This window comes from Neorhizobium sp. T25_13, assembly GCF_002968675.1.
In the GTDB taxonomy this organism is placed as follows: Bacteria; Pseudomonadota; Alphaproteobacteria; order Rhizobiales; family Rhizobiaceae; genus Neorhizobium; species Neorhizobium tomejilense.
The window spans coordinates 68,007-82,365 of record NZ_PVBI01000015.1 but is presented as its reverse complement, the minus strand read 5'-3'; the positions used below and the strand labels follow the sequence as shown (position 1 = coordinate 82,365).

Here is a 14,359-nt window from a genome sequence, read left to right as displayed (position 1 = left end):
AGAGAGGCATAATGTCAGGTGCTCAGCAATCCGAACTTATCACCAAGCTTCAGGACAGGACCCACGATTGCCTTAAAGAGTTCATCCGCCCTGATGAACCGATTGCGATACTGGACTTTCCCGACATCAGGAATTGCGGAGATTCCGCGATCTGGCTGGGAGAGATGGCCTATTTGAAGCAGCGGTATGCAAAGCGGCCTTCCTACGTTTGCACGACCGATGATTTTTCACCGGATGAGCTCAAGAGCTCTGCCCCGAACGGCCCGATCTTCATCCATGGGGGCGGCAATTTCGGCGATATATGGGTGTTTCACCAGGATTTCCGGGAGCGCGTGATGGAGCTGTTTCCCGACCGGCAGATCGTCCAGTTTCCGCAATCGATTCACTACAAGTCCGCAGAACGGCTGGAGCAGAGCAAACGCGCGATCGGCAGGCACAAGAACTTCGTGCTCCTGGTGCGCGACGAGGAGTCGTTTCAGTTCGCGAAGGAAAATTTTGATTGCCAGGTCTATCTGTGCCCGGACATGGCCTTCTGCATCGGCAAGATAGAGCCCGCTGCGCCGCAGTTTCCGGTCCTCGCAATGCTCCGCCAGGACAAGGAACAGGTCGGAACGGTCGATTTTTCCGCCTATCCGGACATCCCGAAGGAGGACTGGATTACCGAGAGCCGATCGAAGGTGCGCGTTGCAAAAGCGCTCGGGGCGGCCTCCGCACTGCTGCATCTCACCCCTTCCGAAATGCGGCTGCGCAAACTGGATGCCGCGGCCAACAACCGCTTCCAGCGCGGCATAAGCCAGATTTCCCGCGGCAAGGCCATCGTGACGGACCGCCTGCATGTGCATATCTGCTCGCTTCTCATCGGACGCAGCCATGCTGTGCTCGACAATAATTACGGAAAAATCCGCCGATTCATGAACGCCTTTTCCGGAGGCACCGATCTCTCCTACAAGGCGACTTCGCTCGACGACGGCATCAGATGGGCAAAAGAACAGGCGGGTGTCGCGGCATGATGCTGCCTGAGATCAACGACCGGAGGCTGTCATGAGTGTTGTGACCTTCATCATCCCTGTACGGCACCAGGACAACGCGCGCGACTGGAGCATCCTGAAGCGAAACCTGACGCAGACCGTGGCATCCATCGCAAACCAGACCAATCCCGACTGGCGGGGCGTGATCGTCGCCAACAGGGGTGCCGATCTTCCTGTCCTGCCGGAGAAGTTCTCGGTGGCATGGGTGGACTTTCCGCCGAACGACATCCACGAGCGGGGCGATGCGACGGAAGAGGATTTTCTCGATTCATTCCGCGCCGACAAAGGTCGCCGCGTGCTTGCGGGCATGCTGACGGCCCGCGATTGTCGCTTCTTCATGATCGTCGACGACGACGATTTTGTCAGCGCCCGAATTACCGAATATGCCGCCCGGCACCAAGACGAGAACGGCTGGACAATCGACAAGGGCTATATCTGGGACGATGGCGGCAGCATTCTGCTGTGCCGCGACCAGTTCAACCACTATTGCGGAACGTCGCTGATCATTCGTTCGGACCTCTACGGACTGCCGTCAAAGGCGGAAGACGTTTCCCTCCCATGGATCAAGGACATGCTGGGCAGCCATGTCCGCATAGAATCCATTCTGGCCGAACGCGGTACGCCCTTGAACGCGCTGCCGTTCCGGGGCGCGGTCTATCGTGTCGCCCACAAGGGATCGCACAGCAAGGCGCCCAGCCTGATCCATATGTATTTCCTGAACAGGAACGTTCTCAAGCAGCCTGTCCGGATCCTCAAGAATTTGACGAAGCTCCGACCGCTGTCGGCGGCGTACAGGAAAGAGTTTTTCGGGCTTTCCACCGGAAAGATGGAGTAGATATCGCGGTGTCCCGGTCGACAGGCACCGATCACGCTACCATTTCGCGCTGAACCCGACTTTGGCGCCAATGGCGTTGCTGTCGCCGAAGTCCTTGAGGCTGGTGCGAGCGAAGGCCTCTGCGTAGACAGTGTATCTGTCGTCTGCCCAAGTTCGGGAGCCGCCCAGGCTGAGGCCGCCCCAGAGCGGCTGGTTCTTGCTGACGACGCTGAGGCCGGAGACATCGACCCTCGAGCCGTCGAGGAAATCGTAGTAGAGATTGGCGATGCCGTAGAACTTCGAGCGGCCGATCTTTCCGGTGGCGTCCTTCCAGTCGCTGTCATAGTCGGCCGAGATGCCGAGGCGGCCGGTCAGGCTGTCGGCATCGTCCAGCGAGACGGCGGCGCCATAGGCGTCGGTGAAATCGTCGAACCGAACGGAGGAATAGGCCAGTTGCGCCTGCGGCGTCAGCGACCACTGGCGCGTCAGCGCGATCTTTTGTCCGGCTTCGACGCTCAGGCCATAACCGAAGCCGTCATTGCCATCGGCAAGCGTGGATTGCAGCGTCCTGGAGTTGAGATTGCTGTCATACCAGGTGACGGCAGCCTGGGCGTCGACGTAGAAGCCGCTATTGCCGTACCAGGTCAAGGTGCCGTCGAAGCCATAGCCTGTCGTATCGATGTTGCCTCTGCCGAAGCGCGAGGAGATATCCGCCGAGGCCGTGTCGAAGTGAAAACTGACGCCGCCGATCAGCGCGCCGCTCCGGCTTTCATGCAGCATTCCGTCGATGCCCACCTGCATCGTCCAGGTGTCCACATCATATTCGGTGCCGGTCGTCGAAGTCCTCGGATTGAAATGCGCATGCGTGCCGTCGATGCGGGTCCAGATGGCCTTGGCGGGGTCGCTCTCCGCTTGCCCATCGTCGGTCGCCCGTCCGCTGCTGCGCTGGCGCAAGGTGCCAAATTCGTTGAGCGTCTGCAGCACGCCGGCATAGGTCTCGTAGAGAGGAACGCTCGGCGCATAGACCATCCCGATCCCAACGCCCGAAGGATTGAGCAGGGCCGAACGGAGATACCAGTCGCCGTCGGCAGGCGTGCTGACGCCGCCCTGGTAGAGCCGATAGGCATAGGCTCCGCCGACCACGGCCTGATCGCCCTCGAACACATAGTCGCCGAGCAGCGAAAAAGAGCCGGCGGACACGCCGCCGACATCGACGATCTTGATGCCCTCGGCGGTTTGCGCGCCACCGCCGCCGAGATTGATGACCGTGACGTTGGTCGTGCCTGCCGTATTGCCCGTCACCACGAGGAGGTCGGTCGGGGAGGCATCCCCGCCGAGCACGGCCTCGACTTCAAGCGTGCCGCCCGTGCCGGTATAGTTGCCGGCGATGGTCAGCGTGCCGATCGAATTGCCGGGCGCGATCGTGCCGGCATTGGTCACATCGCCGAAGATCGTGCCGGTGCCGCCGAGAATGCCGGCCCCAGATGTCGCGACCGGGCTGGTGATCGAACCGTTGACGGCCAGCCGGCCACCGCTCACCGTCGTCGCGCCGGTATAGGTGTTGACGCCCGAAAGCGTCTGGTTGCCGCCGGTGACCATTAGTCCGCCCGTGCCGCCGATGACACCGGCGAACGTGTCGTTGGCATTGGTGATCGTCAGGGTTTGCGCCCCGAGCAGCACGGTGCCGCTGCCGGCGAGGCTGCGGATGGCTGGCGCCGCGGCTGCCGAAACGTCAAAAGCGCCGTTTGCGACAACCCGGCTGGAATTGGCGACGGCGCCGGTACCCGTAAGGGCGAGGCTGCTGCCGAAGTCGATCTGCGTCTCGCCTGAATAAATGCTGTTTGCCAGTAGGTTGAAAATCCCGCCGCCACCGGTGACGGTCAGGCCGCCGACGCCGCTGAAGCCCGACGTTGCGTCGGTTCCCACGGCAAAGCCGCCGGTATCGATCGTCAGCCCGCCGGCGAGCAGGTTGAGTTCGGTGCCGGAAAATCCGTTGATGAAGGTCGGGTTGGCGGCCGTCGCGCGCAGAATGCCATTGTCGAAATTGGCCTGACCCGCACCGGCGCCGACCCGCAAGGATTGAGCCTGTAGCGTGCCGCCGCTGCTAATATTAAGCGTGCCGGAAGATGCGGTGGTGTTGCTGCCTAGTGTTGTGGTTCCGGCGGTGACTTGCCCGCCGTTTTCGATGTTGAGGGTGCCTCTTCCAAGAGCGCCGATTGTAAGAGGTAGCCCTAACATATTCCACCGCGATCCCGGTCCGGTGACGGTCGCCATGCCGGTGCTGCCAGCCGTAACTCCGAGCCGCGCCTGGCCTGTGTTTGTCAGAGTGCTACCATTCTGAATTACCAAATTTGCAGGCACAGTAGGGTTCTGGCCGATTTGTAGTATGTTCACCGAGACGCTGACCGGCCCGTTAACGCCGAGGACGGCCGGGCTCTGCGCCGGTGCGCCAAACGTGCTGATATTGATGGTTGCACCGGCACCGGGCGCTATGCCGCCTGACCAGTTGCTCCCGACCGTCCAGTCACTGCTTGTCGTTCCCTTCCAATCAACCGTTTGAGCCGAGGCCGGCGTTGCGAAGCAGAAGCCCAGAAGGAGCGCCGTCCCGCAGACACCCGAAAGTAGCGTCTGTTTCCCGGTTCCGTGAAACGCGCAGCCAGTCCGCATGATGCCGCCCCGTAAAATACACTCTAAGATTGATTTCGGATAATTTGATCAAGATTCGCAATTGGCTTGATAAGAAATGACGAATGTTAAGAAAACATGAACGACCCGGGCAAATAGGGGGGTCTGAAGGCAGGAGCAGCGGCGACGCGGCGCCCGGTACCGCAAGGCGCCAGCCGGCGAAAACGGCCGGACCTGACGGCCGGCCGCTTCGGATTTGGTCGCGGTGATTAAACGGCGCCGCGGGTTTCCACGTAGATCGCGTAGACCGAGTGGCTGCTCGCCATATAGAGGCGGTTCTTCTTCGGGCCGCCGAAGACAAGGTTCGGGCATCGCTCCGGAAGCTTGATGAAGCCGATCGCCTTGCCGGCCGGGTTGAATATCTTGACGCCGTTCAGATCCTCGGGCCTGGCGCCTGCAGCGCCGTTCGATCCCCAGCCGCACCAGAGATTGCCATCGACGTCGATCTTGAGGCCATCGAGAGCGCCATTGTCGTCGGCCGTCACCAATGCCGCCTTGTTCGACAGCTTCACGCCATCTGCGCCGACATCGTAGCTCCAGATGATGCGGAATGGCGATGCGCGGCCTTCGACGATGTAGAGCTTCTTTTCATCCGGCGAAAATGCGATGCCGTTCGGGCCTTTCAGCTCGTCGGTGACAAGGCTAAGCTTGCCGTCCGGCGATATGCGGTAGACGGAGTGTGGCAGCTCCGCCGTGCCCTTCTCGCCCTCCCACTCGCCGGCGATGCCGAAGGGCGGGTCGGTGAACCAGATGGAGCCGTCCGATTTGCAGACGATATCGTTCGGGGAGTTGAGCTTCTTGCCGTTGTAATTGTCCGCGAGCACGGTGATCGAACCGTCATATTCGGTGCGGGTCACCCGGCGTGTCAGATGTTCGCAGGAAAGCAATCGGCCCTGGCGGTCGCGGGCGTGGCCGTTGGCATAGTTGGAATTGGCGTTGTAGACGCTCCAGCTCTCGTTGGCTTCGTCATAGCGCATGACCCGGTTGTTCGGAATGTCGCTGACGAGCAGATAGCGCCCGTCGCCGAACCAGACCGGACCTTCCAGCCAGCGGGCGCCGGTTGCGACCTGTTCGAGCGAGCTGCTGGCGACGCGATATTTCGCAAAGCTCGGATCGAGGATCTGGATAGCCGGATCGGGGTAGATCGGGCTCGGCGTAAAGCCGATCGCTTGCGCGGATGCCATTTTCGGGAAGGTGGTTGCCAGGGCGGCCGCTGAAAGCGTCATGATGTTGCGGCGTGAGAAATTCACGTTGAAGTCCTTTGATTATGGATAGTTGATTTCATATCAATTTGCCGGTTTGACGGGGAACCGAGACGATGGCCCGCCTCCCAATTAAAGGCAGTCCATTGTGCGTCGCAACAAACAAGATTGCCTTCTGCCGCCTTTGGTTAAGCAGTGGTGAAAGCCACCCTGGAGGTCCGGATATGTCGTTGATGCGCTGCGGCAAGAGTAAGATTTTATTATGAAAAAGCGCTTATGACAAACGGAGGATCAAGTTTGATCACCCTGCGCATGATGTGCACCGTCCGGCACGGCTCCGGCATTTTTCACTTTTCGATGCACTGTCGCTCTTTCAGCGTTTTTCGAGGTATCTGATGCTCAAGAATTTAAAGATTAAAACAAAATTTCTCATGGCGATTGCCATCCTCGCGGTCATTTCCCTTGCAGGCCTGATGTATGTCACCAGCAGGTTCAGCGCCGCCAACGAGGCTTATTCCGGCTTCCTGCAGAAGGAAAGCAACGCTGCCACCTTCGGACCCCGCGGCGCTGCCGGCATGTGGACCGCGACGACATGGCTGAGCCGCGCGCTGGCCCAGGAGCCGGCAAGCGCGGCGTTCCAGGATCTTTCCGGCCGGTTTTCCAAGGAATTTGCCGGCGCCCGCGACCGGTTGAGCCAGATCCCGGCGCTGGTGCCGAGCCGCAAGGCCGCGATCGACGAACTGCTTGCCGGCGCCGACGCGCTGAAGGCGGTCGGTGACGATCTTCTCAAGGCCCATACTGCAGGCGACAAGGAAAAAGTCCGTACGCTCTCAGCGAAGCTCGATCAGGCCATCGTCGATCTCTCGCCGAAATTCGGCGCTAACAACGGCGCCATGGCCGAAATCCTCAACAACGGCGCCAAGACGCTGAGCCAATCGGTCTCCAGCACGATCACCTATGCGATCTGCGGCATGCTTTTCGGCATCGCGATCGCTGCCGTCCTGTCCATGACCATCGCCCACAAGGGCATCACCGCGCCGATGGCCCGCCTGCGTGAGCGTATGGCTTCGCTGGCTGCCAGTCAGACGGAAGCTGCCGTCGACGGCCTCGACCGCAAGGACGAAATCGGCGAGATGGCCAAGGCCGTCGCGATCTTCCGCGACAACGCGCTGGAGCGTGCCCGCCTGGAACGGGAAGCCGAAGACAATCGCGGCCTGTCCGAGCGCGAGCGTATGGAGCGCGAAGCCCAGAAGACGCGCGAAGCCGCCGAGATCAAGTTCGCCGTCGACAATCTGGCGGAAGGCCTGAGTCATCTGTCTGACGGCAATGTGTCCTATCGCATCGAAAAGCAGTTCACCGCGACGCTGGACGGTGTCCGCAACGATTTCAACGCCTCGGCGACCAAGCTGCAGACGGCCCTGGAGCAGGTGGCGGAGAATGCCCGCAGCATCCAGGCCGGTTCGGCAGAGATCAAGGCAGCCGCCGACGATCTGGCCAAGCGCACCGAGCAGCAGGCAGCTTCCGTCGAGGAAACCGCAGCGGCTCTCGAGGAAATCACCACCACCGTCAAGGACGCCACCAAGCGCGCTCAGGAGGCCGGCGCGCTGGTTGCCCGCACCCGCAGCGGTGCGGAAAACTCCGGCGAGGTCGTCCAGCGCGCCGTCAAGGCGATGGAACAGATCGAGAGGTCCTCGGGCGAGATTTCCAACATCATTGGCGTCATCGACGATATCGCCTTCCAGACCAATCTTCTGGCATTGAACGCCGGCGTCGAAGCGGCCCGTGCAGGCGATGCCGGCAAGGGTTTTGCTGTCGTCGCCCAGGAAGTGCGCGAACTCGCCCAGCGTTCCGCCAAGGCCGCCAAGGAGATCAAGGCGCTGATCACGACGTCGAACGAGCAGGTCAACGCCGGCGTGCAGCTGGTGGGCCAGACCGGGCAGGCGCTGGTAACGATCGTTTCGGAAGTGCAGGAAATCAACCGGCACGTGAACGCGATCGTGGAGTCGGCCCAGGAACAGTCTTCGGGCCTTCAGCAGATCAACACGACCGTCAACCAGATGGACCAGGATACCCAGAAGAATGCCGCGATGGTCGAGGAATCGACCGCCGCAAGCCATGGTCTGGCCCGGGATGCGGCATCGCTCAACGAACTGCTGGCCCAGTTCAAGCTGCCCGGTCAGCGCCACATTCCGCGTCCGGCCGATCGCCGCGACACGCCGGCTGCCTCGCCGGCCCGCAATCTGGCCCGCAGGGTTGCCACTGCCTTCTCCGGCGGCTCCTCGGCCGCTGCGGTCAGCAATGATTGGCAGGAGTTCTAGGCGCGTCTTTGACCGACCATCTGCATCCGGGGGCTATTTGTAGCCACGCCTGAGCGCCTGCGGGGGCTGTCCCAGGCTTCTCAGGAACGCCCGCCGCATTCGCCCGGCGTCGCCGAAACCGGCGGCCTCGGCAATATGTTCGAGCGGCGCGTGGCTGGTCTCGACCGCCATCCGCGCCGTTTCGAGCCGCAGGCGTTCCACGGCCTTGGCGGGTGTCGTGCCGGTTTCGGCTGCAAACGCCCTGGCAAAGTTGCGCGGGCTCATCGCGGCCTGGTCGGCGAGGCGCTCGACGGTCAGCCGTTCGGCCAGATGCTCGCGCATCCAGCCGATCAGGGCCAAGAACCTGCCCGTGTGCCCTCCAAGGTCGACGAGCGCCGAAAATTGCGACTGGCCGCCCGGCCGGCGCTGATGAACGACGAGCTGCTGTGCCGCCCTTCGCGCAATATCCGGCCCCAGGTCATCTTCTATGAGAGCAAGCGCCAGGTCGATACCGGCGGAAATGCCGGCAGAGGTCCAGACGTGACCGTCCTGGACATAGATGCGTTCGGCGTGCATCTCTATCTTTGGGTAGCGGCGGGAAAAATCGTGCGAACTGTTCCAATGGGTGGTGGCGCGGCGTCCGTCGAGGAGCCCCGCCTCGGCGAGCAGATAGGCTCCGGAACAAACGCTCGTCACGCGCCGCGCGTCCGTGCGTTTCAGCCATTCGAGAATTTCGTGCACGGCCTCCATGGAGCGGATGATCTCGCCGCCCGAGACCATCACCGTGTCGAACGGTCCATCCGCGAGCGGGGCAGCCGAAAGCTTGAGGCCCGACGAGCTCTCGATTTCGCCGCCGCCCGGCGCCATCAGCACCAGGTCGTAACTGCCCGGCCGGAATCGCTCCGCCATCTCGAAAGCCGACGTCGGCCCGGCCGCATCGAGAAGCTGGAAACCCGGATGCACCACGAGAGCAACTGTGCGAGCCATGGCAGTTTTTGCCCGATTAATGTCATTTCAGTCAGACGATAGCAGCGGTAACTTTCCCTGCAAACAGAGGCAACCGATCGATCGGCGAAACTATCATGAAGTGGCGCTTTGTTCTTGCGGGCGGGTTGGGGCTTGCGGTGGTCTTCCTGGCAGTCGCCGGGGGCTGGATAGTCTCTCTGCCGTCCGGCTCTTCCGCCGGGGTTCTCAAACCCATTCCGGGCGAGGAGACACGCGCCACGGTCGAGGCCTTGAAGCCGCCCAAACGCGTCCGTCCCGTGATCGCCATCGTCGGCATCAATGACGGGACGGAGATCACCGACTACCTGATGCCCTACGGCATCCTGCGGCGCGCCGATGTGGCCGACGTGGTGGCATTGGCGACGCAGCCCGGGCCGATTGTGCTCTATCCGGCGTTGAAGGTCGAACCGCAGGCAACGATCTCGGAGTTCGACAGACAGCATCCGGAAGGCGCCGATTACGTCATCGTCCCGGCCATGGTGCGCGAGGATGATCCGGTAGCATTGGGCTGGATCAGGAGCCAGGCCGACAAAGGTGCGATGATCATCGGCGTCTGCGTCGGTGCCAAGGTGGTTGCGGCCGCCGGCCTTCTCGACGGCCGAAAAGCCACGACCCACTGGTATTCGCTGGACGTCATGCTGAAGGAACATCCGAGCATCCGCCATGTCGCCGACCGCCGCTTCCTCGTCGACGGTCGCGTTGCGACGACGACCGGCATCAGCGCCTCCATGCCGATGTCGCTGACGCTGATCGAGGCGATCGCGGGCCGGGAGAAAGCTCAGGCTGTCGCGGCCGATCTGGGCGTCGCGGATTGGGATGCGCAACACGACAGCGGCGCCTTCGCGTTCACGCGGCCCTTCGCATTGACGGCAATCGGCAATTCGCTCGCCTTCTGGAGCCGGGAAACGCTCGGTATCGAACTGTCTCAAGGCGTGGATGAAGTTTCGCTCGCTCTCGTCGCCGATGCCTGGTCGCGCACCTATCGCTCGCGCGTGACGACCTTCGCGGCCGGCGCGGATGCGGTGGAGAGCCGCAGCGGTCTCCGCATCATTCCCGACGAGGTGACCGCAAGCGCGTCAGCGGTGCGCGTGCCCGGAGCGCCGCTTGGCCGCAAACCGGCGGATGCGCTGGATGAGACGCTGAAGGCCATCGCCGAGCGCTATCGGGAAAACACGGCCAATTTCGTCGCCATGCAGCTCGAATACAGGAGACGAGTGACGCCGCAGTAGATAGTCGCGGCCTGCGGTTTCGCGCGTCTCGAAACGGGAGGAAGGAACCAGTCATGAAGGCACTCATCGCAGGCGCCGGCATCGGCGGATTGACGACCGCGCTTCAACTCCACGAAGCCGGGATCGAGGTCGAGATCTTCGAACGCGTCGGCGAGGTTCGTGAACTCGGGGTTGGCATCAACATGCTGCCGCATGCCGTGGCGGTGCTGGCCGATCTCGGGCTGCAGGCAGGCCTCGACGCTGCAGGGATCCGTATGCGGGAACTGATTTATACCAACCGTTTCGGTCAGGTCGTGTGGCAGGAATTGCGCGGCCTGGATGCCGGTCAGGAGGCGCCGCAGGTCAGCATCCATCGCGGCAAGCTGCTCGGCGTGATCCATAGGGCGGTGATCGCCCGTCTCGGACCCGACGTCATCAGGACCGGTTGCCGGGTTGAGGGCTTCGAACAGACGGAAGATGGGGTCGCGGTTCATTTCAGCGGAACGGACGGATGGCGCGGCACGGCCCGGGGGGATCTGCTGATCGGCGCCGACGGCATCCATTCTGCGATCCGGGCGCAGCTCTATCCCGATGAGGGTCCGCCGATCTGGAGCGGGATCATGTTATGGCGCGGCGCAACACGCTGGCCGATCTGGCGCGATGGCCGGACGATGGTGATATCAGGCGGCAATTTCGCAAAATTCGTCTATTATCCGATCGGAGCCGATCCTGCGGAGCCTGAAATGCGGCTGACGAACTGGGCCGTGATGGCCAAGGTGGGCGAGCCCGGCACATCACCGCTACGCCGCGAGGATTGGAGCCGGTCCGGCCTGACGGACGAGGTGTTGCCCTTCGTGCGTGACCGTTTCCATCTCGATTTCGTCGATCCCGCCTCCATCATCCAGGCGACCGAAAATTTCTACGAATACCCGAATTGCGACCGGGAACCTTTGCCCCGCTGGTCGTTCGGGCGGGTCACCCTGCTCGGGGATGCGGCCCATGCCATGTATCCGGTCGGCTCCAACGGCGCGAGCCAGTCGATCCTCGATGCCCGATGCCTTGCCGGACATCTTCGGACGCAGGATGAAATCGAGGCCGCCCTTTCCCGCTACGACGCAGAGCGCCGGCCTGCCACATCGGAAATCGTCCTGGCGAACCGCCGCGGCGGACCCGAGGGTGTCATCGACATGGTCGAGGCCCGTGCGCCTGACGGTTTCGACGACATCGACGCGGTGGCCTCGTTCGAAGAACGCAAGGCGGTCGTCCGCGGCTACGCTTCGCTCGCTCGTGGTCGGAACCGGTGAGCATGATGGCGGATCACTCAGAACAGATCCGGCCTGATCCCGGCGGCGTCCAGCAGGAAGTCGCGGCTTGCTTCCAGTTCCGACCTGAGCCTGGCGATGTCATGGCCAAGCAGCGTGCCCTGCCATTTGCGGATTTTGCCGGCGCAAAGCACCGTTGAGACGTTGGACCGCTCCATCAGCGTCACGACGGCGCCGGGGACGTGGTTCAGCGGGGCGACGTTGATGGCATTCGCATCGAGCAGGATGATGTCGGCTTCCTTTCCGGGTGTCAGCGTGCCGGTCTTGTGATCGAGCTTGAGGCCCCGCGCCCCTTCGATCGTCGCGAAGCGGATAACGTCGATCGCCGACAGCAGCCTCGGGTATTCCTCGCCGCGCAACGCCTTGTCGTTCGCCAGCATTCGCTGCAGCGTGATCGCCGAGCGCATCTGGGTGAACATGTCGGCGGTCATGGTGCATTCCACATCCGTCGACAGGGACGGCTGAAGGCCGAGATCGAGTGCCTGTTGCAGCGGCGGGTTGCCGTGCCGCATCTGCATCTCGATCGGTACCGAGAGCGATATATGCGAGCCCGCGTCCGCGACGCGCTTCCAGGCCATGTCGCTCATGCCGGTCATATGGATGAAGATATTGTCCGGTCCGAAACGGCCGGCCTCCGCCAGCTGGTCGAAGACCGCCTGCATGCCGAAAGTGCCGACCACATGCAGCGCGATCGGGATGCCGAGTTCGCGTCCAAGCGCCCAGGCCTCCTCATGGAACGGCAGGTAGATTTCGCCGCCCATGACCATGGTCAGCAACTGGTCGTCGCTCGCAAAATGTTCGGCCTTGATGCGCCGGGCATCGCCCGGATATTTCGCTGCGTCGCCCCAGCCCTCGAAATAACCGAAGACGCCGCGCCGCCCGGCGTCGCGAAGCGCGGTGATCGCCGCATCGGAATGTTCCGGCGAATGGTGGATCTGGCTGACGTCCATGACAGTCGTCACGCCGGCATCGATCTGGGACAGGCCGCCGAACAATTCCGAAATGTAGACATCCTGCGGCCGGTAGAGGACCGAGAACTTCTGGAGCATCCATTCGTAATAGTTGGCGGCACTTTCCGGCCGCCCGTCATTGATCAGGATCGCATCGGCAAGCAGGCTTCGAAGCGCGGTCTCGAACTGATGGTGATGCGTGTCGACGAAGCCGGGCATGACGACCATGCCGGAAGCGTCGATAACGGCGGCATCCGGCGCGTTGATCGAAGCCGCGACCTCGACGATCCGCGATCCGCGGATCAGCACGTCGCCCTTGGCGAAATTGCCGACGGCGTTATCCATGGAGAGCACCGCGCCGCCGCGGATCAGGGTCAGGCGATCGGGATCGCCAACGCCGGCCGGCATGTTGGCTGGGACGGCAATGATCTTGCCGGAGCCGCTACCGAGTTCCGCCGGCGCATGCGTCCGGTTATTGCAGAATCTGCACATGGTCTTCCCCTCCCGGCCTAAACTGATGATGTCCTCCGTCGCCGATGCGGCATCGGAGGGTTTCGCTACGACGCGTCTCTCTTATGGTGCGGCTGCCTGCCACAGCGCTATCGACGGGTAATCCTTGCCGTTCCAGTGCTTGAGCTTCTCCGCGAATTCGCGCTGGAAGGAGAGGGGACCGTGCTTCGCCATGTAATCCTCGTCATAGATCGCGATGAAGATCGTCAGCGACAGGAAGAAATGTGCGCCCATCTCGAACAGCGCCACATAATCGTGGTTGACGAGCGCCTCGCGTTCCGTGTCCGTGAGGGAGTTGACGGTCGAGATTTCCGCATCGTTCAGCCGCGGGCCGATCGATTGTTCCCAGCTGGCGACGAGCGAGCGCGGGTCTTCCTTGTAGCGGCGAAGCAGGTCCGGGTCCCGGTCGACGGTGAAGAGGAACTTGTTCACATAATACTTGCTCATGCCGCTGCTCCTTCCGGGTACCAGGTGAAGTATGCTTCCATCGTGTGGAAGAGGTCCAGATTGTCATGATAGGCGGTCGGGACCGGCCCGGCGATGCCCATCATCAGGATCAGGTCCATGAAACCATGGGTCGCGTTGCCGCTTTTCGCCATGCTTTCATGGGTCACGTTGGCGAGGATTTCCTCGATATTGCCGGTCGACAGCCATTCGATCGCCTTGCGGTCGAATTCCGGATCCGGACCGGTCTCCTTGAACTGGCGCGGTCCGCCAAGTTCGAGCGACAGGTGTCCGCTGCCGACGGCGGCGATGCGCTTGTCGGACGGGAACTCGTCGATGATCTCGCGGATGGCGCGGCCGAGATCCCAGAAGCGTTTTGGCGAAGGCAGCGGCGGCGCAAAGATATTGGTGTAGATCGGCACGACCGGCAGGTCGGCATCGGGGCGCGTGGTGATGATCGGGCAGATGATCGAATGGTCGAGCTTCAGTTCATGGCTGAAGGCGAAGTCGAAACCGCGGTCCATCAGGCCCTGGTGCATGAAGTTCGACAGTTCCTCATGGCCTTCCAGCACATATTTCGGAATGCCGAACTCACGCTCCTCATTATAGAAGGTCGCGTCGTAGCGCGGCGCCTTGCCGATCAGGAAGGTCGGATAGTTGTCGAGGAAGAACTGGTGGAAATGGTCGGCGCCGACCATCACCAGGATATCCGGCTTGGCGCGGGTCAGGGTCTCGCGATAGGCCTCGACCTTGCGTTTCCATTCCGCCGCCTGCGGCATCTGCTGTTCCGGCGGCATGGTTGTCGCCTTCAGGTAAAAAGGGTGGTGGGTGGTCGCAAGGACCGCTGCCAGGGTTGCCATCTTCTCCTCCGAATTTGTCCTGTCTATTAGACCG

Annotated in this window: 11 protein-coding genes; 5 read left to right on the top strand and 6 right to left on the bottom strand. The window is 62.2% G+C overall.

Translation table 11 applies throughout. The annotated features are described in order from the left end of the window. Positions 1–11 precede the first annotated feature (11 nt). Together C5J22_RS26385 and C5J22_RS26380 are read left to right on the top strand one after the other, a co-directional pair. Entirely contained in the window at positions 12–1,010 is a 999-nt protein-coding gene (locus C5J22_RS26385; protein ID WP_105440650.1) for a polysaccharide pyruvyl transferase family protein, read from the top strand. 31 nt (positions 1,011–1,041) lie between these two features. Next, positions 1,042–1,863 (top strand): galactosyl transferase, encoded by an 822-nt coding sequence (locus tag C5J22_RS26380; protein ID WP_105440649.1) that lies wholly within the window; start codon positions 1,042–1,044, stop codon positions 1,861–1,863. Positions 1,864–1,899: 36 nt separating this feature from the next. Here C5J22_RS26380 and C5J22_RS26375 read toward each other — a convergent pair whose 3' ends face one another. Next, entirely contained in the window at positions 1,900–4,191 is a 2,292-nt protein-coding gene (locus C5J22_RS26375; RefSeq protein ID WP_105440648.1) for an autotransporter outer membrane beta-barrel domain-containing protein, read from the bottom strand. Positions 4,192–4,736: 545 nt separating this feature from the next. Then, positions 4,737–5,777: an SMP-30/gluconolactonase/LRE family protein gene (locus C5J22_RS26370; RefSeq protein WP_105440647.1), complete on the bottom strand. Its 1,041-nt coding sequence runs from the start codon at positions 5,775–5,777 to the stop codon at positions 4,737–4,739. A 347-nt stretch (positions 5,778–6,124) separates the two neighbouring features. On the opposite strand from C5J22_RS26370, the gene C5J22_RS26365 reads away from it, so the two are divergent. Further along, positions 6,125–8,047, top strand: a complete 1,923-nt coding sequence (locus C5J22_RS26365) for a methyl-accepting chemotaxis protein (protein WP_105440698.1) — start codon at positions 6,125–6,127, stop codon at positions 8,045–8,047. Between the two features lie 33 nt (positions 8,048–8,080). Here C5J22_RS26365 and C5J22_RS26360 read toward each other — a convergent pair whose 3' ends face one another. Further along, a complete protein-coding gene (locus C5J22_RS26360; RefSeq protein ID WP_105440646.1) occupies positions 8,081–9,013 on the bottom strand; it encodes a GlxA family transcriptional regulator in 933 nt (310 codons plus the stop codon). 95 nt (positions 9,014–9,108) lie between these two features. Between C5J22_RS26360 and C5J22_RS26355 the strand changes: the two genes are divergently transcribed. Both C5J22_RS26355 and C5J22_RS26350 read left to right on the top strand, forming a co-directional pair. Then, positions 9,109–10,260 carry a DJ-1/PfpI family protein gene (locus C5J22_RS26355; RefSeq protein WP_105440645.1) on the top strand — a complete coding sequence of 384 codons (1,152 nt, stop codon included), beginning with the start codon at positions 9,109–9,111 and terminating at the stop codon, positions 10,258–10,260. A 53-nt stretch (positions 10,261–10,313) separates the two neighbouring features. Further along, the gene (locus tag C5J22_RS26350) at positions 10,314–11,543 is read left to right on the top strand and encodes a flavin-dependent oxidoreductase (RefSeq protein WP_105440644.1); all 1,230 of its coding nucleotides are present in this window, start codon (positions 10,314–10,316) and stop codon (positions 11,541–11,543) included. Between the two features lie 17 nt (positions 11,544–11,560). Here C5J22_RS26350 and C5J22_RS26345 read toward each other — a convergent pair whose 3' ends face one another. The 3 genes from C5J22_RS26345 to C5J22_RS26335 all read right to left on the bottom strand — a co-directional run bounded on the left by C5J22_RS26345 (position 11,561) and on the right by C5J22_RS26335 (position 14,325). Continuing rightward, positions 11,561–13,003, bottom strand: a complete 1,443-nt coding sequence (locus C5J22_RS26345) for an amidohydrolase family protein (protein WP_105440643.1) — start codon at positions 13,001–13,003, stop codon at positions 11,561–11,563. Between the two features lie 81 nt (positions 13,004–13,084). Beyond that, positions 13,085–13,468: a hypothetical protein gene (locus tag C5J22_RS26340; RefSeq protein WP_105440642.1), complete on the bottom strand. Its 384-nt coding sequence runs from the start codon at positions 13,466–13,468 to the stop codon at positions 13,085–13,087. Then, on the bottom strand, positions 13,465–14,325 hold the full coding sequence (locus C5J22_RS26335; RefSeq protein ID WP_105435190.1) for an extradiol ring-cleavage dioxygenase: 861 nt from the start codon (positions 14,323–14,325) through the stop codon (positions 13,465–13,467). The genes C5J22_RS26340 and C5J22_RS26335 overlap by 4 nt, the downstream gene beginning before the upstream one ends. Positions 14,326–14,359 lie beyond the last annotated feature (34 nt).